This is a genomic window from Paenibacillus xylaniclasticus, from assembly GCF_004001065.1.
GTDB lineage: Bacteria > Bacillota > Bacilli > Paenibacillales > Paenibacillaceae > Paenibacillus_T > Paenibacillus_T xylaniclasticus.
This window is the reverse complement of record NZ_BIML01000010.1, coordinates 12,667-35,446: the sequence shown is the minus strand read 5'-3', so window position 1 is coordinate 35,446 and position 22,780 is coordinate 12,667. Positions and strand designations below refer to the sequence as shown.

The window sequence follows — 22,780 nt, the reverse complement described above, 5'->3', positions numbered from 1 at the left end:
ATATGGTTCACCGAATACGAACAGCAGGTCCGAAGCCCATCCTGAATCGGCTTCTGTCTAAGCGCACGCTTGCAGCAGCGGGAAGTACGATTAACGACGCTGCCTCGATCCATGCTGCAGTCGTTCAAGCCAGGGGGCAGCGGCGGGGACGGTCCAACCGGCTGCAGCGGATGGCTGCAGCTTCAGGCGGTCCAGCAAGGAGGACCAGAAGAAAAATACGTGCCGTCCGCTCGACTGGACGAAGACGCTCGAAGCTTCGGTATGCCGCAAGGCGTGAGAGAAAAAGACTGCCAGCTTCGCCCCAGAGCGTGCTGCCGACAGAAGAACTGGCGGAGAGGGGGCCAGAGAAGCAAGGCCCGCCAAAGGAGTTATCCTTCAAACGGTCGGAGAAGTCGGCTGATTTGGTAGAAGATGCGTTAGAGTATGCAGCTTACGAGGGAGGCGAGCAGCTGCTGGAGCAGGCTGTGCCGCATAATGTTCTGCTGCCGGAGGTCAGTCTGCGCGACGTCATCGCATTAGGCGTGGAACAGCTGCTGCCGCATGGTATAAGGCTGCTTGAACCGGCTGAAGTGTATGCGGAGCTTGAGGCTGCCATTCATGCGGGGACGCCTTGCTCCGTCGTTCGGCTGGGCGACGGCGAATTGTTGACGCTCTCGCAGGATATCGTCTATCCGGCCGATCGTATCGCAAGCACAGCTCAGTTCCTGCCCTATGCTGGGGTTGTGCCTCCGGATTTGGCCGCGCGCGACCAGCTTGCAGATGCGGTGCGCCGCGCCACGATCGTCGGTGTCCCACTGTCACGCCGCAAACATTTTCAGCCGCTGCTATACCCCGCCTTTCGAGGCCACGGCCTCGATGCTCGTTCCCTTCGATTGACGAGCTCTACGATTAACTACAGCTTATTTCAAGAGCATTGGCTCAAGCCGCTGCTGCAAGGGAAAAGGCTGATTCTAATCGGAAATTCAACCCCGGCGTTAGCGGAGCATCTCCGGGCGGAAGGCTGCACCGTTACAGGTGTTATTGCGCCAGTGCGCGGCTTTGCAGATATTGAACGGGTTATAGCGGAGGTGCGGTCTTGCGCATTCGATCTTGCGCTGGTGGCCGCCGGCATTCCCGCTGTCGTTATCGCTTGCAGAATTGCAAGCGAGCTTGGTAAGGCTGCGCTTGATTTCGGACATTTGGCCGATGGCATCGTGGTCGATCAGCTGAGGCTGTAACGATACCATGACGAAAGAGGATGAAGAGCATGAGAAGCACACTGCGGCAGCTCAGACGCTCAAGGCACAGGACGAGACGCAGAGCGCTGAGTGAAGTCCGGCATATGTCCAGCCATGAAGCCTTGCGCTACGATATGGGGTATCGTAAGGGCTATGAGGAAGGAAGACGAGCGGGAGCGGACAGCTTCGAGACGTTTTTCGAAGGTACTAGCATCATCATTCCTACTTATAACCAAGGGAAATATTTAAAATCATGCATTGAGAGCATTATTGACCATACCGATCTTCCTTACGAGATCATCGTGGTCGATAATGCCTCAACCGATGGAACGAAAGCGTACTTGGAGGAAATCGGTACGCATATCCGATACCGGATTTTAGATCATAACCGAGGCTTCGCCGGCGCGGTTAACATCGGACTGATGATGGCCAAAGGAAGGACGATCGTTCTGCTGAACAATGACACGCTCGTGACGGAGAATTGGCTCGACAATATGCTTACCTGCTTATACAGCGATGAGACGATCGGATTAGTCGGTCCCGTGACGAACTATATTAGCGGCGGTCAAAGAATTGATGTTCCTTATACGAAAATCGAGGATATGCACGAGTTTGCGAAGCAGCGTAACGTATCGGACCCGAACCAATGGGTAAGAACCGATAGATTGACTGGTTTCTGCTTACTGTTTCGGCGGGAGCTGCTCGAGCAAGCCGGCTATTTGGACGAAGGCTACGAGCTCGGTAACTTTGAGGACGATGACTTCAATATTCGAGTCCGTCTGCTCGGGTATTCGCTTGTCATTGCACAGGATTCGTTCATCCATCATTTCGGCAGCGTAAGTATTAAGGCGCTTGGGGAGCAACTCCATGAGGTTAATCGCCATAATGCACAATATTACTTGGATAAATGGGGCAATCCGAATGAATCGGTTCACCGTGTAAATCAATGGCGGCACACTACAGGCCAGGCGGGGGGGCAGGCCGGGAGGCTGTTTCGCCAGATCGATTTTTATCCGCACTATGCGCTTGTCAAGGGCATCGGCGATACGGTTTATTGGCTTGAGCAAGGTAAGCGCCGGCCGTTGGAAGGAGCGACGCAGCTTCCGGTTGTACGATTATCTCAGCTGGATCTGCGCCGTTATCCGATCGGTGAGCCTATTTCGGTTGATGATCCGCTTCTTACGTCCTTCCTGCAGTCTCACGGAGTCTGTTATGCTGCGGAAGGTGAGAATGGGTTGAAATATGTCGTAGAGGATGGAATGAAGCGGCTGATCGTGTCGGCAGCTGCAGCAGAGTGCTGGGGTTATACAAGCGAGCGAACCGTCCGCCTAAGTGAATCCGTGCTGCGTGAAATGCCGGAAGGATTGCCGATTATTGTACCAGTTAAGCTGTTTCAAGCATTATAAAGCGCCGAGCATATGTGCATGCCCGTCACCGTATTGTCAACAGAGCATATGCTGATAACAGTAAGGCGAAGAAAGGGAGCTGCTTGATGGAGGACTCGATTGATGCACTGATTGAGCACGTATCTCATACGAACCGGCAGCTGGCGCGGGTGTTGGAGGCGGAGCGGCACGTTGTTGTTCGAACGGCGCAGATGATTCATGCACTGCCGGATGAGAACCCAGAATTAGGCGGATTTACGGGGCTGATCGACCAAGCAAGCGGCGTGACGCGGAGCGTAATTGCTTATCTCAATAGCATTGCGGATTTGCAGGAAATGATGGCCGAGCAGCTGTATCACGTCATGATAGAGATGGACGACAACGACGAATAAGCTGCGGTTCGAGGCAGAGGAGGGCACGGGTGGTATGGCAAGCCGCGAGCAAGCGTTGAAGCGTATGCTGGATACTGCGGCTATGTTGCAGTGGAACTTATCGATGATACTGGAAGCCAAAGCGGTAGAAGCGGAGAAGGTACGGAATTGGATCTGCAATCATGTATCGTCTGATGCCTATGCCGAGCAGCACCAGCAGCTGATGGAATCCGTTCGCATGCATGATCAGATCGTCGAAGTCATTGATGGATTAACGAAGCTCGGACGCGGGATGAACGCCATCATGAAGGTAGCGCTAGAGCATGGTCTAGAAAATAATGACGATAGCGGCATGATGTACGGCGGTGGTATGGGAGGGAATATAGGAGGGCATCTGTGAACAGCGACAAAGACAAGACACGGTCTGTAAAGCTTGACTTGATCGCTTCTATTGCGAGGAGCCAGCATGCTCTTGCCCGAATACTGGAGTCCGTAGCGGACGTTACTTCCCATCATGATCCGCTTGCCATGAGGCTGAGGCACAACATCGAGCATTTGAGCCGTCTGCAGCAGACGTTAGTTGAATCAGTTACCGGCATACGGCTTGGCGAGCCACGCCGCGGCAGGCCTGCGAAGCCATGGCCGAACCGGGCACGGCTGGCTAAGAGCGTAAGGTCAAGGAGGAAAGAAAGGTGAAAGCGACGAGGGGCAGTAGAAAGCGAACAGCCCGGAAAAGCGCGAGAGCTAGAGCGCGGGGGAGACGGACGGTTCAGCGCCGTTCGAATAAGCAGGCTTCTTCGCGCCGGACCCGCAAGGTATCTTCCAAGCGGCGGGTAAGCCGACGCAGAAAAGCGCTGCGAACGGCACTTCAATACAGTTTGGGCTTCGACAGAGCTTACAATGAAGGCTATAATGCCGGCTTCGCCAAAGGGTTCGAGGACGGTCATCAGCTTGCATATGAACAGCAAATATAAAGCAGTGGGCTGCTTACGGCATTAAGCCTGGTGTACGTCCTGTGGATCAGTGTTTCCGCGGTACGCTTACCAGGCTATTTTGGCGTCGCTTTATGCTTGTCAGGCTTAGCGCTTGCGGACATCAGCCAATTTTGTCAAGCGGACGGCGCATACCCGTGTGTGTTCGACATGGAGTGCATATTGTGGAGATGAGGTGAACGTATATGAGCCGCAATAGACGAGAAAGTGCTACATCCGCGCAATATTGGCGGGGCGCTTCTCTCAAGAGGGTGGAAGCTTACGAAGCCGGTGCTGCAGCGGGCTACGAGACAGGCTATCGGACAGGTTGGAGGGAAGGTGCCTGTGAGGCGGTTACGCGCACGATCGGTATGCATGTCGCAGCCCGCTGCAATGTGCGGGTCATTTACGTTCCGCAAGGCTTTCAAGCAATTGACGATGGCATTATTCATGCGCTGCAGGAAGCGGCAGCCGAGCTGCATGTCGTTGAAGCGAGCCGAATGGCGGAGCAGGCGCTGCTCATTCGCCCGGATTTCGTGCTTGTGCTGAATGGCCTGCATGTGTTTCCGGATGATCATCTGACCCAGGTAGATACGATTCGGGCAGCCGGAATTCGAACGATCATCTGGTTTGCAGACGACCCTTACGTAACGGAGGATACGGTCATGATCGCGCCGCACTATGATACGGTGCTGACGCACGAGATGAGCACCGTTTCGTTATATCGGGAGATCGGCTGTACAGATGTTCATTATTTGCCTCTGGCCGTTCATCCTCTGCTGTTCAGGCCGATGCCAGTAGGCAGGCAGTATCAATCCGACGTCTGTTTCATCGGCCAAGCGTTCTGGAACCGGGTAGCCATATTCGATGCAATCGCTGAGCAGCTTGAAGGCTTAAAAGTATTCATCGCTGGCGGTTTGTGGGACCGGTTGACCCAGTACGACCGGTTAAGCCGGTTCATCCGGCACGGCTGGCTTCCGGTCGAGGAATCGGTTGCTTATTACAACGGTGCCAGAATCGTTATTAACCTGCATCGGACGACCGAGGCGGGAGCCGATAACAAAAATACGCATCAATATCCCGGCCTGTCGATTAATCCCCGTACCTATGAAATATCCGCTTGCGGCACGCTGCAGCTGACGGACGTGCGGGATGATTTGACTTCGTACTATCGTCCCGGCTATGAGCTGGATACGTATCGCGATGCAATAGAGCTCGGTGAGAAAATTAAGTTTTATCTCGAACATGAGGATGCACGCCGTGTGATTGCTATTCGCGGTCTGGCTCGAACGCTTAGAGACCATACTTATTCGTCGCGCATCGATCAGCTTATGCAGCTGCTGCAATACCGGCTGTAGTCAGCGGCCGCGCAAGCTTTCATTATCCGAAGAAAGAAGGTGATCGACGTGCAGAATGCTTACTTGCAGGGACGACAGGATGGCTTCGCGGCCGGCTGGGATCACGGTTACTGGTTCGGGCAATGCGAGTCGCTGCTGCAGTCTATGAGACATGAAATCGTTGTGCGGCCGGTGCATGTGCTGTTCGTTACGACGGGCAAAGGCTATCCTTATTCACCGCTTGACGAAGCGATAGCCGAGACGCTCCGAGCGATGACGGTAAGACTCAGCATTACGAGCGTACAGCAGCCCGTAGCGGAGGTGGCGGAGAGACTAAGGCCTGATGTCGTCATTGTGCTGGACGGGCTGGAGTTCGATACGGAGCAGGTCGATGCGATCCGCCGTCTTGGCATTCGAACAGTCGTGTGGTTTACCGACGATCCCTATTACACCGATATTACGTCCCGGCTCGCGCCGCATTACGATGTTGTGTTTACACTGGAGCGGGTGTGCGTCGATTTTTACCGCTCGCTTGGCTGCCAAGAGGTTCATTATTTGCCGCTCGGGGTCGATCCGACGGTATTCAGACCGCGCAATCCTCCCAGGTCCGAACGCAAGGAAATTAGCTTTGTCGGCTCGGCTTATTGGAAGCGGGTCGCTTTCTTCGATCAAATTACCGATTATTTGGCAACCAAGAATACGCTCATTAGCGGCATATGGTGGGAAAGGCTGAGCGGCTTCCACAAGCTCCGCTCGAAGATCGCGCTTGGCCGCTGGATGAATCCTGAGGAAACGGCGAATGTATACAATGGTGCGAAGATCGTCCTCAATATGCATCGTGCGTATGACGATGAAACGTTCAATAACAACAGCGCATTAATTTCAGCTGTATCGCCTAATCCACGGACGTTCGAGATTGCCGCATGTGCGACGCTGCAGCTGACCGATGTTCGGGAAGACCTGCCGCTCTTCTACACGCCGGATGTCGAGATCGTCACTTATTCATCCCCGCAGGAAATGATCGACAAGATCGAATATTACTTAACTCACGAACAGGAACGTAGGCAGATTGCGATGCGCGGGCTGTTCCGGACGCTGCGCGATCATACGTATACAAGACGTCTGGAGACGATGCTGACCATCTTGTTCGGCTAATGATCTGGCGGTTGGATGCTGCGCTGCAGGCGCGGAGTCCGGACCGCCGATTTTTGTGCACTTGGTGCAGGTTCATCTGTCGTGCCAAGCAAACTGTCTTGTCAATATATTGTAGCAACTAGGATAAGCGTGTTCCGATCTGTCTTCGAATTGAGCCTACTAAGGAGGTGAGGTCTGCTTGCGTTCCAAGCCTCGGCTGTTCGTATTCTCGCACATATGCAGCCAGACGTACGTGACGGGGGCAGAGAAGCTGCTTCTGTTCATGCTTCGCGAGCTTGAGCCTTATTTTCAATGCACGCTTGTCGTTCCGAATGAAGGCTATTTGTCCACGTCTGCCTTAGCAAGAGGGATCTCGATTGGTGTGCAGCCAATTCCGATCTCCGTCCCGCTCTATTTGGCGCAGCCACATCTGCTGGATGAGCTTCACCAGTTCCGCAGCGAAGCCGATTATGCCGCTCTCGTGCATTTGCTGGCAAGTCAGCGTCCGGATGCTGTGCTTGTGAATACGGCGGTACATCCGATGCCCGCGATTGCGGCGAAGGAGCTCGGCATACCGGTCGTCTGGTCGCTGATGGAGACGATCCGGTCAACCCCCCACACAGCTGATGCCGTCGCATTAATTCATAAATATTCGGACTGGATAGTCGGAATATCGGAATCGACGCTGCAGCAGGTTCGAATGTATTACCCCCACTTAGATGACAAAATCATACTGCTCCCGCCTTCTTGGCATCCCGAGGATTTGTCCCCTGAATCGTGGCAGTCGAATCGCGAGCTGCGCAGAAGCGGCCTCGCCGTTCGTCCCCAGCATCAGCTTATCGGGTTTATTGCTTCGTCGATCTATACGAACAAAGGCTATATGCCTTTTATCGAGATGGCGGTCGAGATTGCGAAGCGACACCATGACGCGCTGTTTCTAATCGTTGGCAATCCGGTTGATCGGGCACTGTTCGACTCGGGGCTGGATTTGGCTCGACGCTGCGGCATTATGGATCGGTTCCGCTGGATAAGGTTCGAAAACCGAATTGAGACAATTTACCCTGCGCTCGATATGGTTGTCGTTCCGAGCATGGCCGCCGAAGGGTTCGGCTTGACGGCGCTTGAAGGATTAGTGTTCGGCAAACCGGTCGTAGCGTTCGCTTCAGGCGGATTGGCGGAAGTGATGCAGATGACCGGTAATGCTGCCTATAGCGTCCCCGTCGGCGACGTGCTTGGATTGGTCAACTGTATCGACGGATTGCTCAGCAATCGGAAGAAAATGGAGACGGTTGGGATGCTCAGCCGGGCCGCCGTCGAACGGGCATACGGCATCGCCGCTTATCGGAACAAGCTTGTTCGGCTGCTGCATGCGATGAACGTCGATGCGGTTGTCAAGCCGCATTTGGTCAGAGGAAGCACTCCTGCTGTCTATTTGCTGGAGGATGGCAAGCTGCGGCCGTTCGTTTCAGAGAAAGCTTTTCTTGAAGCGGGCTATTCATTCAGCGATGTTGTGACAATCGACGATGCTACGATACGAGCGCTGCCGCTCGGTGAACCGATTGGAGAGCCGGAAGGGCTGACCGATCCGGCTTCTGTGAGAGCGAGGCATGCAGCTCGCAGACGGCGCCGTAAGCGCAGCGGCAAAGCTCGCAGACGTCGTGGGCGAGGTGGCAGAAGGCGAAGCAAACCGCCTATTCGCAGGACGACTGCCGGGCGTAGACGCAGCAAGGCGAAGAGGCGGCGAATGCGGAGATAACTTTAAACTGACGGGGGAGGCTGCGGCCGTGCGGGTCATGACGATATTGGGCACAAGACCGGAAATCATCCGGCTCAGCCTTATTATTGCGAAGCTGGATCAGTTGGCACAGAAGCATATTCTCGTTCATACGGGGCAAAACTTTTCTCCTTCGTTAAGCGGCATTTTTTTTACCGAAATGGATGTAAGACAGCCGGATTATACGCTTGCTTCCGGCAAGCAGACGTTTGGCGGTCAGTTGTCTGCCATATTCGGTGAGATTGAACAGGTGCTGCTGACGGAGAAGCCGGACGTCGTGCTGCTGCTTGGCGATACGAATAGTGCGCTATGCGCGATCGTAGCGGAACGGATGGGCATTCCGGTCGTTCATATGGAGGCGGGTAACCGCTGCTACGATTTAAAGGTGCCGGAAGAGAAGAATAGGCGCATTATTGACGCCGTGTCTACGATTAATATGCCATACACCTCTTATAGCAAAAGCAACTTGCTTCGCGAGGGATTCCCGGCCGCCCGGATCGTTCAGTCCGGTAATCCCATTTATGAGGTGCTCCAATACTATATGCCTCGAATCGATGCTAGCGTCATAATGGATCAGCTCGGGCTTTCGGAGAAGCAATACATCATCGTAACGGCTCATCGTGCGGAGAACGTGGATGATCCCGATAGACTGTCGTCGATCATAGAAGGCTTGAACATGGTAGCGGAGCAAACGGGCATGCGCATCGTGTGCAGTGTACATCCGAGAACGAGGTCCAAGCTTGCTCACGAAATGCTGCAAGCCATTCATCCGCTCGTTAAGCTGTATGAGCCGTTCGGATTTTTCGATTTCGTTAAGCTGGAGAAGCACGCGAGGCTTGCCATTACCGACAGCGGAACCGTGCAGGAGGAATGCTGCTTGTTCGGTGTACCGACCGTTACAATACGGGATACGACGGAACGGCCAGAGACGGTCGATTGCGGCAGCAATACGGTGTGCGGTCTTAAGCCGGACCATATTGCAGGTGCGGCCTCGGTCATGATGCGCCTCCCGTCTGAATGGAGCTGTCCGGACGGTTATAAGGCGGAGCATGTTTCGGATATTGTGGTGAAATTTTTGCTTGGAGGGAAATGGAATGTTTAACAACAAGCGGATTCTGGTGACGGGCGGAACCGGGTCATGGGGATACGAGCTTATCCGTCAGCTGCTGCCGCAAAACCCGCAGCAGATTATCGTATTCTCACGTAATGAATCCAGTCAGGTTGCGATGAGTCGGTTTTTCGAGGATAAGAGACTGACGTTCTGTATCGGCGATATTCGCGATAAGGAGGCGCTTACCCGCGCTTGTGAGAATATCGATTACGTTTTTCATCTGGCTGCACTTAAGCATGTGCCGGTATGCGAGGACCAGCCATATGAGGCGCTGAAGACGAACGTCATCGGGACACAGAATGTGATAGAAGCAGCCATTGCGAATAAAGTGAATCGTGTGATCTATATTTCGACCGATAAAGCGGCTAATCCGTCTAATTTCTACGGCATGACGAAGGCAATCGGCGAGAAGTTGATCGTATATGCGAATTTGCTTAACTCGGAGACGAAATTCGTCTGCGTGCGCGGAGGCAATGTGCTTGGCACGAACGGCAGCGTTGTGCACTTGTTTATGCACCAGATTCAGACGAAGCGGCAGGTCGGCATTACTGATCTGCGAATGACGCGGTTTTTCTTGACGCTGCAGGATGCGATCACGCTGCTGTTCAAAGCGTCGGCCGAGAGCATCGGAGGCGAAATTTTCGTTATGACGATGCCGACGTGCCGGATCGTCGATCTGGCGCAAGTGCTGATGGATTCGCTCGGTCGGCAGGCAGAAATCGTAGAGACTGGCATTCGTCCAGGTGAGAAGCTGCACGAAATATTGCTGACCGAATTCGAAAGCAAGAGCACGGTCGTCTATGACGACGAATATTTGGTCATTCTCCCGCCGCTTGATATACCCGGTCTGAAGCAGCATTATGCCGGTTATCCGCCTGTCGAATTCGACAGCTTCAGCTCCAGCCAGAACGTTATGGATCATGAGCAAATTCGGCAGATGCTGGTGCGAGGGGGATTTATCGCATGAAGCTGCTCATCGTCGGCGGCAATGGGATGGCCGGCCAAATGCTGATGAGGTACTTCGGCAAGATATCTAGCATTGAGGCTGAGTACACGACCCGCAGACCGGACGATGCCGAAGGCATACCGCTGGATGCGGCTAATTTTGAACAGGTATTCGAAGTGATCGCCGACCGCCGTCCGGATGCGATCGTTAACGCTGTCGGGATATTGAATTCGGATGCCGAGAGGCATCCGCTCGCCGCTTATCGGGTGAATGCGTGGCTGCCGCACTGGCTGCGGCATACGGCGGATCAAATCGGCGCTCGGCTTATCCATATTAGCTCGGATTGCGTGTTCTCCGGCGCAAGGGGACGCTACACCGAGCATGATATTCCTGACAATCCTACTGTGTATGGGCGTACTAAAGCGCTCGGCGAGGTGAAGGATGAGCCCCATCTGACGATTCGAACATCGATCGTCGGGCCTGACCGGAATGCGGACGGCATTGGGCTGCTGCAATGGTTTCTGAAGCAGCAGGGGACGGTAAGCGGCTACTCGTCGGTATATTGGAACGGTGTAACGACACTGGAGCTGGCTAAAGCGATTCACTATGCGCTTAATCGACCAGCTATCAGCGGACTTGTGCAGCTGGTCGCGCCAGAGACGGTCAGCAAGCTGGAGCTGCTTCGTCTGTTTCAAGAAATCATTGGACATGACGGCGTAACGATCGTTCCTGCTGCCGAGCCGGTGAATGACCGCTCGCTCGTATCGACGCGTGCCGATTGGACGTTCAAGGCGCAGCCATACCGTCTGATGCTGGCGGAGCTTGCCGAATGGATGCGGTCGTCATGAGCAGTGCAAGGCTGCTCGTTACGGGAGCGGGGGGATTTTGCGGGGAACATGCGGTGGCGCATTTTGTTAAAAGCGGTTGTGAGGTTATCGCTGCTGTTTCCAGGAATGCTGTCACAGAAAAGGGAAGTACCGCGGTCATTCGTTGCGATTGGACGGACCCGGAAGATGCTCGCCGGGCGGTTGCCGAGTCGAAGCCGGATGCAGTCGTTCATCTCGCCGGCTTGAATGCGGCGGACCGATCCTGGCATAATCCTGCCGGCTACTTGATGACGAACGCGATGGGAACGGTTCATCTGCTGGAAGCGGTACGCAGCGCCGACCGTCCGTGCCGCGTTCTGATTGCCGGCTCGATGCTCCGCTTCCAGCCTCCGCCTCCCGGCTCTATCCCGAATCCGCCGCATCCTTACAGCTTAAGCAAGTCGATGCAGGTGTTAATTGCGCAAAGCTGGAAATCCCTTTACGGTCTAGATGTCGTTGTCGCCGAGCCGTCCAACCTGATCGGACCAGGACGCTCTCGGGGACTGTGCGCATTGCTTGCTCGCTACACGGCAGAGGCGGAGGCAGCAGCTGAGGCCGGTCTTCCATCTCCTGTCTTCCGGCTGTCATCGCGACATGAGCGGCGTGATTATCTGGACGTGCGCGATGCGATAGCTGCATATGACGTATTGCTGCGAAGCGGTGTGTCCGGGGAGCTGTACCCGGTAGCTTCCGGCCGATTCGTGACGAACGAGCAGCTGGCAGGGCGGTTCGAAGCATTGGCCCGCGTACCGCTTTCGTTCGAAGTCGGCGACTCGGCAGCGCCGTCTCCAGAGCCGGTCGATGCGAGCGCCGTCTGTGCGCTTGGTTGGCAGCCTCGTATCCCGCTGGAACAGTCGATCGCTGATACGCTCAATGATGCGAGAGCTTATTATGCGAGCCAGAGAGGAGGACAGTAGATGCTGTATGGCGATCAACCGAAAGTATCAATCGTAATCCCGTTCTATAACGATCCGTATGTGAGGGAGGCGATCGAGAGTGCCTTAGCACAGACATATCCGAATATCGAGGTGATCGTCGTCGATGACGGCTCCACCAAGCATACCGAGCTGTTGAAGCCTTATGAGGGACGTATCTATTATCTAGGTAAGGCTAACGGCGGTACGGCTAGCGCGTTAAATCACGGCTTTCGGTATGCGAGCGGCGACTATATCGTATGGCTCAGCTCAGACGATTTTTTGTACCCGGACAAAGTGGAGAAGCAGCTTGCTGATATGCGCAGGGCGGATGCATGGATCGGACATACCGGATTTGACACCGTCGACGGCAAAGGGCGCTATACGCAGTTCGGCATAACCCCGCCGGCCAATCCTCACGAGCTGATGCTGGCATTCCGCAGCTGTAATCCGGTTAACGGCTGTACGGTCATGATGCGCAAATCGTTGTTCAATCGGATTGGGCCGTTCAATGAGGAGCAGACGTTCACGCATGATCTGGATTATTGGTACCGAGTTATGCTGGCTGGATTCCACTTTCATCTGACACCGGAGCCGCTGACCGCCTACCGGTGGCATGAGCATATGGGAACGATGCGCAACAGGGAGAGGATTGAGCGTGAGACGAAGGCATTGTTCCGCCGTTATGAGCGGCGATGGAGCCAGCATCTGCGCCGCTTCGGCATTGGATAAAGCTGCTCCTGTTCGGATGCCTGTTTGACCGATGGCGGCGCCTTCCGGCGTCTTCCGCTGTCAGACTGCCTGCATCCGCAGCGCGGTAACTCTAAAGCGGACAAGCTATATCGCTGCCGGGTTTAACCCGTGGGCAGGCTGCTGCAGCAGCGTTCTTCGTTACAAAACCCCTAGCGACCGCATCATCGCACGGAAGGAGGCGACATAGCGTGCGGGAGTAAACTCGGTCTGAACGCGAAGCTCCGCATGGCTGACGATTGACTGCCGAAGATTATGGTCGTGCCGAAGTCGCTGAGCGGCATCTGCAGCTCCCGCCGTATCGCCGAACGTATAATAGAGGCCGTGAATACCGTCGTCAATCATTATCCTTACGCCATCGTTATCGCCGGTCAGCACCGGGCAGCGGCAGCTCATTGCTTCCAGAACGGCGTAAGGAGCGCCCTCGGATAACGACGTCATCAGCAGCATTCCGCCGGAATCAGCTGCGTAAGAAAAGTAACCGGTCATCTGCGGTCTCGGTACGTTAGGAAGGAGCTTGATCCGGTCGACCAGCCGAAGGGAAAGAGCAGTTCGTGCGAAAGCTTCACGCTGCTCGGCAGCGGACAGCTGCGGGTCCTCGAACATCCACAGCTCTAGGTTTTCACCCCGGTCGGCTAGCAAGCGGGCGATTTGCAAATATTCCAGCCAGCCTTTGTTCGGATGGATTCGGCCAATCCATAGCAGGGGCATCGAATTGGTGGACCTTCGTATGCCCGGCGTGTATCGAAATTGAGTTGTATCGATCGGATTCGGGAAGGAGAACAGCGTTTTATGCGGCAGCATGATGCTGACCAGCGCAGCAACGAGCGGTGTGCCGGGATACAGGACGGCATCCGCATGCGGTTGGATGAATGGAACAGCATCTGATAGCGCTTTACGCGCTTCCGGCAGCGGACCAAGCCCTTGAATTTCGAATACGAGAGGTCCTTTATAGCCAATTTCGCGCAGCATATATAGCTCCGCATACCAAGAGGATAAGACGATGAGCGAAGGAGGATGCTGAAGCAGAAGCTGCTTGATTTCTTCAGCTGAGTAGCTGTAATGAACCGGACAAGGCATCGGACCGGCTTGAATGCCGCTGCCATGGAAGAAATAGAGCAGGCGGCAGCGGATGCCGGATGCGATAAGCGCCCGAATTCGCTCGCGGTTCAACGTATCCATGCCGCCGCTGGGGACGGCAAAGATAAATAGCACTTCCACGATGAATGTTCCTCCTTCACTAGCTTTAATCGACAGGTGCTGCTACGGACTTGTGACGCGATCGATCAGCCGGGAATACGGGCAATAAGTGCGGTCAGAGCATGCCGGTACAGGTTCGTAACAGAATTAGCCTCAGCCAGTACGGTATTGAAGTGCCGTGCCGTTCCCATGCCGGGATGGCGCCGATAAATGGTCAGCGATTCATTAATAAAATGAAAATCGATCCCGGCCAGCACGACCCGAATCCACATCTCATAATCGTGCGTATAGGGAAGCTGGTCGTTAAAGCCGCCCATTCTGACGAACAGCTCCTTGGTCATCATGATCGTGCAGCCGTTAATCACGCAGCCGTTTAACAGGGTGGAGATAAAGGCTTTGGAGGAATTGTATTTGGGGGCAACCTTTGTCTCGTATACGGAGCCGAATTCGTTCATCAAATCGTAGTCGGTATGACTGATTCGGGCGCCGGTCGCTTCCATATAAGCAACCTGCTTGGCAATCTTATCGCTTTTGAATCGGTCATCGGAGCTTAGCCAGGCTACATATTTACCAGATGCGAGACTCATCCCGTAATTCAGCGCACTTGCGGTGCCGCCGTTCGCCTTACCGATATAATGAATACGGTTCAAATAAGGGGCGAGCTTTTCCTGATGGCGGGTGGAGCCATCATCGACAACGATGACTTCAGTGTTCGGGTACGTCTGCCCGATCGCGCTCATAACAGCTTCATTAATATAAGGGTCGTTATAAAAGGGGATAATGATCGACACTTTAGGCATGCTGACAGCCGACCGCATGTGAAACACCCCGTCCTTTCTCTTCATGTGCTTTACTATACGAGATGTAGAGCGGGATGGACACGTCGAATGGTATGCGCCATCTATCTATTTTTGGAAGAGTTATTTAGGATGGAGGTATAATACCGAGAGCTCGCAAAATGTTGGCCATATCCGCGCAGTAGCGATCGGGATGAAAATCGGTTGCAATACGGCGATAAGCCGCGTCTCTCAAAGAGGAAGCAAGAGTCCGATCCTTCATTACTCGCAGCGATTGCATAGCTCCTTCCATTACCGTCCCGGACCGGAAGAACAGGCCGGTTCGACCATCCTCGAGCATCGTCCGTACGCCGTCGGAATCGGTCGCAACGACAGGGCAGCGGCAGCTCATTGCTTCCGCGACGGCATAGCCAAATCCTTCTGTACCTGAGGTCGATAACAGCAAACCGCCGCTGTCGCCAATTGCGGACAAATAATCGGGCATATGGGCATGCTGCACGTTCGATAGCAGCATCATCCGCGAAGCTAAATTCAATTGTTCGGTCATCGTGCGGAATTTGACGGCATCCTCCTGATTTCCAATCGCAGCATCGAGAAATATCCACAAGCGCAAATTCGGAACGTGACGAGTAAGCTCCGCGCAAATACGCAAATATAGCTCCCAGTTCTTGTTGCTCTCCAGCCGGCCGATCCACGCAGCTACCGGCGCGCCGCCAGGATTCGCATTTGCTGTTGATACGTAATGAAAATGTGTCATATCGAATGGATTGTGCAAATAAAACCGGGGTAGATCGGGGTAGTTCCTGTTGAACAGCTCCATTAAGTGACTTGTTTGTGGACTAATGATCGCACGTGCGTACCGTCGAATGAAGGGAGCAGCCTTGTGCAGCGTGGAAGCGGCATCTGTCCGGCTGCCTAAGCCTTGTGCATCATATAAGATTGGACCTGAATAGCCGTTGCCGCGAATTCGTTCGAGCATCATATGATCGCAGGAGGCAATGACCGCGTCATAGCGGTGAGTCGTCAGAAGCTCGGCAATTCGGCTGTCCTCGTTCGTAATAAGATAAGGGATGCCGCCGTTAATTAAGTTCTGCTCACCGGCGCCTTGCCATAGATAGAGCAAATGGCTCTCGATTCCGATTCGCTTCAGCGCGCGTGCCCGATGCCGGTTCAACGTTTCGATGCCGCCGCTTGGCAAGAAGTAAGTGAACAACAGCTTCAATCAGGTTCACCTTCCTTCCATTATGGGATTTTGACCAGCGCCGGAGGCGCTTCTTATATTTTATTCGTGCCCGATCCACCCCGAGAGGGCGAACTATTAAATTTCTCAAGTAGAAACCATAGTTTCTATAGTGATAGGTTCAAGTAAGCTGCGCTATTATTCGACTTGCAAGCGAATTCGATAAGGAAAAGGGGGGAATTGATAGACTGCTTAACAGGCTTTGTTGAGGATTTAAGAATTACGCCTTTATTTTATTGTCATTGGAGGAATGTAGAATAATGTTCAGAACGAAACGGTTTAGGAAACTTACGGTGCTCGTAGCGGCCGTATCGATTCTCTCTACTTTGGTTGCAGCCAGCGCTGATGCTGGGCTGGCCCGAAGCAAGTTTCTTGGTAATGTGATTGCAGGCAGCGTTCCGTCGAATTTCGCAACGTATTGGAATCAAGTCACGCCTGAGAATTCAACCAAATGGGGAGCGGTTGAGGGTACGCGCAATTCCATGAACTGGTCGCAGGCTGACATGGCTTATAATTACGCGCAAAGCAGAGGGTTCCAATTCAAATTCCATACGCTCGTATGGGGAAGCCAAGAGCCGGGCTGGATTGGCGGGCTATCGGCACAAGACCAGAAGGCAGAGGTTCAGCAGTGGATTGCGGCAGCAGGGGCACGTTATAAGAACGCTGCATTCGTCGACGTAGTTAATGAACCGCTGCATGCGAAGCCTTCGTACCGTAACGCGATTGGCGGCGACGGTGCGACTGGCTGGGACTGGGTCATCTGGTCGTTCCAAGAGGCACGTAAGGCGTTCCCGAATTCTAAGCTGCTCATTAACGAATACGGTATTATTAGCGATCCGTCGGCAGCGGCTAAATATGTTCAAATTATTAATCTATTGAAGAGCAGAGGTCTGATCGATGGTATTGGCATTCAGTGTCATCAGTTCAACATGGATACGGTATCGGTATCGACGATGAAGAGCGTTCTGAATACACTTGCCGCAACGGGATTGCCAATCTACGTATCAGAGCTGGACATCAGCGGCGACGATGCGACGCAGCTGGCTCGTTATAAAGAGAAATTCCCTGTACTGTGGGAGCATTCGAGTGTGAAAGGCATTACCTTATGGGGCTATATCCAAGGCCAGACGTGGAAAGCCAATACGCATCTTGTGAACTCGAACGGTTCGGAGCGTCCAGCCATGCAGTGGTTGAAGACGTATATGTCGACACATTGAGTTAAGAGTTGTTCTTTCTTCATATGTGGAACAAGTAAGCCGCAGTGCAGTCTATTCGACTGTGCTGCGGCTCTTTGAGTTATTTAATAAATTTGCACGATAACAACTAACGATTATGATTTCACATCCTGCAATCCCCACCGTATTAATACGCCTGCCTGCGTAAGTCCGGCGCCGTAGCCGTACATAAGCACGAGCTGACCTTGGCTGAGACGGCCGTCCCTCACGGCTAGGTCAAGCGCCAGCGGAATGGATGCTGACGATGTATTGCCGTATTGAACGAGCGATACGAGCGTCCGGTCGACCGGAATACCGGTCCGTTCGCAGATCGATTCGATAATGCGCATATTTGCGCTGTGCGGCACAAACCAGTCGATGTCGGCTATGCTGTAGCGGGTTCCGTTTAGAAGGCGTTCAATTCCGTCTGGAACGGTACTGACGGCCCATTTGTACACTTCGCGTCCATTCTGAACTATTTTGCCGGGATTGGAAAGCTGATGTTCTCCGATCGACTGGGATAGACCAGTCATATATACTTGATGTCCGCCTGAGCCAGTCGTCACGGAGTAAGCGGCGAGCAGATCGCCCTCCCGGCTGTCATCCGCTTCAAGTAGGATGGCGCCCGCGCCGTCGCCGAATAGTATGCAGGTCGTACGGTCGGTGTAATCGGTTACTTTGGTCAACGTTTCTGCTCCGACGACGAGCACTTTGCGAGCAGCGCCAGAGTAGAGCAATCCGTTCGCATTTTGCAGCGCTGCTGTAAAGCCAGCGCATGCCGCCTGCAGATCGATCGCTCCGCACGCTACGATACCGAATGCCTGTTGAATTCGACATGCGACTGAAGGAAATGGCATATCAGCTGTTGTCGTTGCAACGATGATATAGTCGACGTCGGTAAGCGTTACGTTATATCTGCGCTGAAGATCGTTGATCGCTTCGATGCACAGGTCACTGCAGTATTGCTCAGGCGCGGCAACCCGTCTTTCGGCGATACCGGTTCTCCGAATGATCCATTCATTGTTCGTATCGACCATCTGCTCTAAATCCGCATTTGTCAGCACGGTGTCGGGAACATAGGAGCCGATGGCGGTAATGACAGCATTCGAGCGAATGCCGGATCGATGAGACGCTGTTGGCATGACGATCACCCTTAAAGTCGTTATTTTTAGTACCAGGTTCTAATACCTAATACTAAAACATATTGGAAGATGGCTGTCAAGGTGAAAAAGGAATTATGGAGGGGAGGTTAGTATTTCTGTTGGTCGATCCTGTGGTTAGTTGGCGATGCTATACAGTGGTTCCTGGGTATGAATTTAGTGCTCTGCTAGTCGTAAGACTATCTGACCCACTCAATAAAAGTCGAACATAAGCCAAAAGAATAGTTATTGAATGCTTTGATAGATAATTATCGTTTGATTGTGCAGTTAAGTAATGATAAGCATCAACAAACATCTCTGTAAATGTTAAGCCGAATAAATTGAAAGTGGGGATTAAGCTAATATCAGCGCAATATTTTCAATTAATTTATATTATATTTTTATGGAAAAAATAAACTTTATCACAGTGTCTTGTATTATCGAAAATTGTAAAAATAAGCTGTAATATTGCTATTAGTGTCAAAAAAAGGGTAGATTAAACGATTATTGTTTTTGTTGACTCTCCATTTTGTTGAAGGTAAAATCTAGAACAAATTCAGAATATGGTTGATCCGTTGATGGGACTTAGTACACCGAACCTTGCATAGCAGAGAGGGAAGTCTTGGCTGTAAGTTTCCTTATGTAAATCCGACGAACCAACCTCCCGGAGGACAAATAGTGGACCAACCGGTAATCATCGATGGAGGCTTGGCATGAAAGCGGGCGCCTCTGATTTTCGGACAGCAGCTATTTGCATCAGGTAGAGCATTATTCGCATTAAGAGTGGGAAGAAGTCCGGATTTGCATGGAGACGGGGGCAGGACTTGTTCAAAGCGTGGGTGGTCCGCGGGAGATACAGCATATGCAACTCTCGTCCCTGGCTAACGTCAAGGGAGGGGGGTTTTTATTTTTTAAGTTCAATGATGTAGGATAGGTCCTGATCTTTGATGACCTGGAGGTCTAAAATCATATGACGAAGATGACGATGCTTAAAACGCATCATTGCGGCTTGTTAAGCAAAGCTAATGAAGGGGAAACGGTCACACTGAACGGCTGGGTGCAGCGCCGCCGCGACCTTGGCGGCGTGCTGTTTATCGATCTTCGCGACCGTAGCGGCTTGGTCCAGCTTGTGTTCAATCCGGCGTTTTCTGGAGACGCTCTAGCAGTGGCTGACCGCGTTCGCAACGAGTATGTGCTAGCTGTTCGCGGTAAAGTGGTTGGAAGGGACAAGGAAAACGTTAACCCAAGTATTCCGACGGGTGAGATTGAAGTGCAAATTACTGAAATTGAGATGATGAATATGGCGAAAACCCCGCCCTTTTTCATCGAGGACGGCATTGAAATCGACGAAGCGCTGCGTCTGAAATATCGTTATCTTGACTTGCGCCGTCCTGAAATGCAGCGGACCTTGATTTTGCGCTCCAAAGTGGCTAAAGTGTTCCGGGATTTTTTGGATGACAACGGTTTTATCGAGATCGAGACACCGATTATGACGAACGATACGCCGGAAGGCGCGCGCAGTTACCTTGTACCAAGCCGTGTGCATCCAGGAGAGTTTTACGCATTACCGCAGTCACCGCAAATTTTTAAGCAATTGCTAATGGTTGGAGGAATAGAACGTTATTACCAGATCGCCCGCTGCTTCCGCGACGAAGATTTGCGTGCTGATCGACAGCCAGAATTTACGCAGGTAGACATTGAAACGTCGTTCATGTCGCAGGATCAACTGCTTGAGCTTATGGAGCAGCTCGTCGTCCACTTGTTTAAAGAAATTGCGGGTATCGACATCCCCATTCCGTTTCAGCGGATCACCTACGCAGAAGCGATGAGCAAATACGGCTCTGATAAACCCGATCTTAGATTTGGTTTGGAGCTGAAGGACGTTTCTGACATCGTTGTTGAATCGGGCGTGCAGTTGTTTGCGAACGCGATCAAGAAAGGTAATCAGGTGAAGGCGCTGAACGCCAAAGGCTGTGCGAACTGGAGTCGCAAGGTAATCGATGATCTCGGTGTGTTCGCTATGCGTTATGGTGCCAAAGGTCTTGCATGGATCACATGTAAAGACGGCGAGTTGAAAGGGCCGATCGTAAAATTTCTCAACGATCAGGAGTTAACGGCGCTTAGAGAGCGGCTTGAAGTAGAAGAAGGCGACCTGCTGCTGTTCTCCGCCGACACTAACAAGGTCGTGGCGGAGGTGTTGGGCAACCTTCGTCTACATATAGCTCGCGAGCTTGGGTTAATTGACGAACATCACTTCAAGTTTGTGTGGGTCGTCGACTTTCCGCTGCTCAGCTACAATGAGGAAGAAAAACGGTACGTCGCAGAGCATCATCCGTTCGCGCGTCCGAAAGAAGAGGACTTGCATTTGTTTGTAACCGATCCCGGACAAATTCGTGCACAAGCGTATGATCTTGTATTGAACGGCTACGAGGTAGGCGGCGGTTCGATGCGGATTTACAAGCGTGAAGTACAGGAGAAAATGTTCGGCGCTCTTGGCTTCACAAATGAAGAGGCGCAAGAGAAATTCGGCTTCCTGTTGAATGCTTTTGAATATGGTACCCCGCCACATGGGGGGATCGCCTTTGGGCTTGATCGTTTGGTTATGCTGCTTGCAGGTCGTGCCAATCTTCGTGAGACGATTGCTTTTCCGAAAACGGCAAGTGCGAAATGCTTGGTGACCGATGCTCCAGGACCGGTCGAGGATGAGCAGCTTGAGATTCTCTCGATTCGTCTGGCCGTCAAGGAGTCGTCCTACAATGAATGAATGCTGCACAGATACGCTCCCTAGCCCACCTTAAGTCTATCCGTTCATAATGAACCTGCGAATAAACGTAAAGTCTTCTTGTCGCAAAAATAGCTTCTAGTCGCATCATAGAGAAATATTTCGAAGATCAACACCCTAATAAGGGAGATGGGATCATGAAGCGGAGCGTAATATCAATTGAACACTATACTCCAATTTTGATTATCGGAACGGGTATATCGGGACTTGCTGCTGCTTACTATTTGTCTAAAAACAACATGAAGTACACGATTATTACGAAAAAAAGCGCACCTAAGCAAAGCAATTCTTTTCTCTCAGCTGCTAATACGCGTGTTCCTCCACTAAATAATATCAATCAAATTATTAATTTAACGGTAGAGAAATGTGGAGCGGATCGTTCAGTAATTGAAACGTTGTATAAAAATTCTGGTGTAATTTTAAATTTTTACGAAGAATTAGGGATAAAGCATGAAAAAACAACCATTGGCGTCATGCCCGAATGTTTAATTAAATCGCACGGGGGAAAGAAATTAATCAACAAATTATTGAATCATATTGAACAACCGATGACTAATCAAATGTTAATTGATCTGGAAAAGTTGGATGAAGGGATTGCTGCAATCTTATATGACATACAAGTAGATCAATTCACTAGAATTTATACGAATTATGTAATACTGGCTACGGGCGGATATGCAGGACAATTTTATTATAATGATAATTCGCCGAGTTCAACGGGTGAAGCACTTATACTAGCTAAAAAAATGGGTGCAAAATTAAAGGGCATGTCCACAGTCATGTCTCATCCTTGGTCCATCTACAATGGAAGGCAAATATTATTGGGAGGAGTTGTACGTTTAAGCGAGGGGAAAATAATAGACGAGGAAGGGGTTCAATTATTAACAGACAGGTATATTTGTGAAGCAATTGCTCATGACGAGTATCATGAAATTATTGATGAAATTATACAATTTGAATTAAATTGCATCAAGAATAATAAAGCTATGTATTTGGATATGAGCCATATTGATAAAAGCTTGCTGAATGAAAGATTTAAAAATTATGGATTTAGTCCCAACATAGTCAAAAATAACAAAGTTAAAATTTCACCGACAATTCACTATTCTTCAGGTGGAATTGAGATCAATTGTAACGCCGAGGCTATTAATCTAAATCGTGTATTTGTTGCCGGCGAGGCTCAGTATAACGGGAACCGCGGTTCTGGAAGAATTCCTGGGCAAGCCTTCGCATCTGGCATCGTATTTGGCAAGTTAATTGCCGACAAAATCGCTAATGAAGGTCATTTTAGTTCTCTAGAACCGTTTATGATATCGAATGTTCTACCCGAAACGTTAGAGGTATACTCCAAGGAGAATAACGACTTTCCGATTCAAGAGCTTCGGGAGGAATTGTCGATTCTTATGATGAATATTCTCGCTTCTCAATCAACTCCGGCTGTACTCTCATTCTACAAAGAGAAAATACAAGAACATCAAAATACATTAATAAGGAATGCACGAGGATCAGGCAAAAGATACGAGGATATTTTAACGTTATTCTTTGGGTATTGTATAGCAATAGAAATTATTGAAGACCTTGAAGAAAAGTATCGGTTTTCTGCTGGAAAGTGTTTAACGAAATTATGAGAGT

Annotated in this window: 21 protein-coding genes; 17 read left to right on the top strand and 4 right to left on the bottom strand. The window is 51.7% G+C overall.

Annotated features, from left to right (window positions below; genetic code table 11):
- Positions 1-2: 2 nt before the first annotated feature.
- From PXY01_RS12740 to PXY01_RS12675, 14 genes are all read left to right on the top strand, one after another.
- Positions 3-1,217, top strand: a complete 1,215-nt coding sequence (locus PXY01_RS12740; protein ID WP_246027910.1) for a GT-D fold domain-containing protein — start codon at positions 3-5, stop codon at positions 1,215-1,217.
- A gap of 29 nt (positions 1,218-1,246) precedes the next feature.
- Positions 1,247-2,623, top strand: coding sequence for a glycosyltransferase family 2 protein (locus PXY01_RS12735; RefSeq protein WP_246027909.1), 1,377 nt, complete (start codon positions 1,247-1,249; stop codon positions 2,621-2,623).
- 86 nt (positions 2,624-2,709) lie between these two features.
- Positions 2,710-2,994, top strand: a complete 285-nt coding sequence (locus PXY01_RS12730) for a nucleoside-diphosphate sugar epimerase (RefSeq protein WP_127570395.1) — start codon at positions 2,710-2,712, stop codon at positions 2,992-2,994.
- Positions 2,995-3,028: 34 nt separating this feature from the next.
- Complete coding sequence (locus PXY01_RS12725) at positions 3,029-3,373, top strand: alpha-helical endospore appendage domain-containing protein (RefSeq protein ID WP_127570394.1); 345 nt, start codon at positions 3,029-3,031, stop codon at positions 3,371-3,373.
- Positions 3,370-3,669: a hypothetical protein gene (locus tag PXY01_RS12720; RefSeq protein ID WP_127570393.1), complete on the top strand. Its 300-nt coding sequence runs from the start codon at positions 3,370-3,372 to the stop codon at positions 3,667-3,669. The genes PXY01_RS12725 and PXY01_RS12720 overlap by 4 nt, the downstream gene beginning before the upstream one ends.
- Positions 3,666-3,947: a hypothetical protein gene (locus PXY01_RS12715; RefSeq protein ID WP_127570392.1), complete on the top strand. Its 282-nt coding sequence runs from the start codon at positions 3,666-3,668 to the stop codon at positions 3,945-3,947. The genes PXY01_RS12720 and PXY01_RS12715 overlap by 4 nt, the downstream gene beginning before the upstream one ends.
- A gap of 203 nt (positions 3,948-4,150) precedes the next feature.
- Positions 4,151-5,302, top strand: coding sequence for a CgeB family protein (locus tag PXY01_RS12710; protein WP_127570391.1), 1,152 nt, complete (start codon positions 4,151-4,153; stop codon positions 5,300-5,302).
- A gap of 48 nt (positions 5,303-5,350) precedes the next feature.
- Positions 5,351-6,436: a CgeB family protein gene (locus PXY01_RS12705; protein ID WP_246027908.1), complete on the top strand. Its 1,086-nt coding sequence runs from the start codon at positions 5,351-5,353 to the stop codon at positions 6,434-6,436.
- 178 nt (positions 6,437-6,614) lie between these two features.
- Positions 6,615-8,171 (top strand): glycosyltransferase family 4 protein, encoded by a 1,557-nt coding sequence (locus PXY01_RS12700; protein ID WP_127570389.1) that lies wholly within the window; start codon positions 6,615-6,617, stop codon positions 8,169-8,171.
- A gap of 28 nt (positions 8,172-8,199) precedes the next feature.
- Positions 8,200-9,291, top strand: coding sequence for a non-hydrolyzing UDP-N-acetylglucosamine 2-epimerase (gene wecB / locus PXY01_RS12695; protein WP_127570488.1), 1,092 nt, complete (start codon positions 8,200-8,202; stop codon positions 9,289-9,291).
- Positions 9,284-10,267, top strand: coding sequence for a polysaccharide biosynthesis protein (locus PXY01_RS12690; RefSeq protein WP_127570388.1), 984 nt, complete (start codon positions 9,284-9,286; stop codon positions 10,265-10,267). Before wecB ends, PXY01_RS12690 begins: the two co-directional genes overlap by 8 nt.
- Entirely contained in the window at positions 10,264-11,094 is an 831-nt protein-coding gene (locus tag PXY01_RS12685; protein ID WP_127570387.1) for a dTDP-4-dehydrorhamnose reductase family protein, read from the top strand. Before PXY01_RS12690 ends, PXY01_RS12685 begins: the two co-directional genes overlap by 4 nt.
- A complete protein-coding gene (locus tag PXY01_RS12680; protein WP_127570386.1) occupies positions 11,076-12,029 on the top strand; it encodes an NAD-dependent epimerase/dehydratase family protein in 954 nt (317 codons plus the stop codon). Before PXY01_RS12685 ends, PXY01_RS12680 begins: the two co-directional genes overlap by 19 nt.
- Entirely contained in the window at positions 12,030-12,758 is a 729-nt protein-coding gene (locus PXY01_RS12675; RefSeq protein WP_164744406.1) for a glycosyltransferase, read from the top strand.
- Positions 12,759-12,917: 159 nt separating this feature from the next.
- Here PXY01_RS12675 and PXY01_RS12670 read toward each other — a convergent pair whose 3' ends face one another.
- The 3 genes from PXY01_RS12670 to PXY01_RS12660 all read right to left on the bottom strand — a co-directional run bounded on the left by PXY01_RS12670 (position 12,918) and on the right by PXY01_RS12660 (position 15,995).
- Complete coding sequence (locus PXY01_RS12670) at positions 12,918-13,997, bottom strand: glycosyltransferase family 4 protein (protein WP_127570385.1); 1,080 nt, start codon at positions 13,995-13,997, stop codon at positions 12,918-12,920.
- 65 nt (positions 13,998-14,062) lie between these two features.
- Positions 14,063-14,794 (bottom strand): glycosyltransferase family 2 protein, encoded by a 732-nt coding sequence (locus tag PXY01_RS12665; RefSeq protein ID WP_127570384.1) that lies wholly within the window; start codon positions 14,792-14,794, stop codon positions 14,063-14,065.
- A 106-nt stretch (positions 14,795-14,900) separates the two neighbouring features.
- Positions 14,901-15,995, bottom strand: coding sequence for a glycosyltransferase family 4 protein (locus PXY01_RS12660; RefSeq protein WP_127570383.1), 1,095 nt, complete (start codon positions 15,993-15,995; stop codon positions 14,901-14,903).
- Between the two features lie 278 nt (positions 15,996-16,273).
- Between PXY01_RS12660 and PXY01_RS12655 the strand changes: the two genes are divergently transcribed.
- Positions 16,274-17,230 (top strand): endo-1,4-beta-xylanase, encoded by a 957-nt coding sequence (locus tag PXY01_RS12655; RefSeq protein WP_127570382.1) that lies wholly within the window; start codon positions 16,274-16,276, stop codon positions 17,228-17,230.
- A gap of 113 nt (positions 17,231-17,343) precedes the next feature.
- Here PXY01_RS12655 and PXY01_RS12650 read toward each other — a convergent pair whose 3' ends face one another.
- A complete protein-coding gene (locus PXY01_RS12650) occupies positions 17,344-18,369 on the bottom strand; it encodes a ketoacyl-ACP synthase III (RefSeq protein ID WP_127570381.1) in 1,026 nt (341 codons plus the stop codon).
- Between the two features lie 982 nt (positions 18,370-19,351).
- Between PXY01_RS12650 and aspS the strand changes: the two genes are divergently transcribed.
- Positions 19,352-21,130, top strand: coding sequence for an aspartate--tRNA ligase (aspS, locus tag PXY01_RS12645; RefSeq protein ID WP_127570486.1), 1,779 nt, complete (start codon positions 19,352-19,354; stop codon positions 21,128-21,130).
- A 155-nt stretch (positions 21,131-21,285) separates the two neighbouring features.
- Positions 21,286-22,776, top strand: coding sequence for an FAD-binding protein (locus PXY01_RS12640; RefSeq protein ID WP_127570380.1), 1,491 nt, complete (start codon positions 21,286-21,288; stop codon positions 22,774-22,776).
- The last annotated feature ends 4 nt before the right edge of the window (positions 22,777-22,780 follow it).

What these genes read in the sequence shown, in the direction of transcription:
- PXY01_RS12740 (WP_246027910.1), top strand. Translation starts at nt 3, where the DNA reads ATGGTTCACCGAATACGAACAGCAGGTCCGAAGCCCATCCTGAATCGG.
- PXY01_RS12735 (WP_246027909.1), top strand. Translation starts at nt 1,247, where the DNA reads ATGAGAAGCACACTGCGGCAGCTCAGACGCTCAAGGCACAGGACGAGA.
- PXY01_RS12730 (WP_127570395.1), top strand. Translation starts at nt 2,710, where the DNA reads ATGGAGGACTCGATTGATGCACTGATTGAGCACGTATCTCATACGAAC.
- PXY01_RS12725 (WP_127570394.1), top strand. Translation starts at nt 3,029, where the DNA reads ATGGCAAGCCGCGAGCAAGCGTTGAAGCGTATGCTGGATACTGCGGCT.
- PXY01_RS12710 (WP_127570391.1), top strand. Translation starts at nt 4,151, where the DNA reads ATGAGCCGCAATAGACGAGAAAGTGCTACATCCGCGCAATATTGGCGG.
- PXY01_RS12690 (WP_127570388.1), top strand. Translation starts at nt 9,284, where the DNA reads ATGTTTAACAACAAGCGGATTCTGGTGACGGGCGGAACCGGGTCATGG.
- PXY01_RS12685 (WP_127570387.1), top strand. Translation starts at nt 10,264, where the DNA reads ATGAAGCTGCTCATCGTCGGCGGCAATGGGATGGCCGGCCAAATGCTG.
- PXY01_RS12680 (WP_127570386.1), top strand. Translation starts at nt 11,076, where the DNA reads ATGGATGCGGTCGTCATGAGCAGTGCAAGGCTGCTCGTTACGGGAGCG.
- PXY01_RS12675 (WP_164744406.1), top strand. Translation starts at nt 12,030, where the DNA reads ATGCTGTATGGCGATCAACCGAAAGTATCAATCGTAATCCCGTTCTAT.
- PXY01_RS12665 (WP_127570384.1), bottom strand. Translation starts at nt 14,794, where the DNA reads ATGCGGTCGGCTGTCAGCATGCCTAAAGTGTCGATCATTATCCCCTTT.
- PXY01_RS12655 (WP_127570382.1), top strand. Translation starts at nt 16,274, where the DNA reads ATGTTCAGAACGAAACGGTTTAGGAAACTTACGGTGCTCGTAGCGGCC.
- PXY01_RS12650 (WP_127570381.1), bottom strand. Translation starts at nt 18,369, where the DNA reads ATGCCAACAGCGTCTCATCGATCCGGCATTCGCTCGAATGCTGTCATT.
- aspS (WP_127570486.1), top strand. Translation starts at nt 19,352, where the DNA reads ATGCTTAAAACGCATCATTGCGGCTTGTTAAGCAAAGCTAATGAAGGG.
- PXY01_RS12640 (WP_127570380.1), top strand. Translation starts at nt 21,286, where the DNA reads ATGAAGCGGAGCGTAATATCAATTGAACACTATACTCCAATTTTGATT.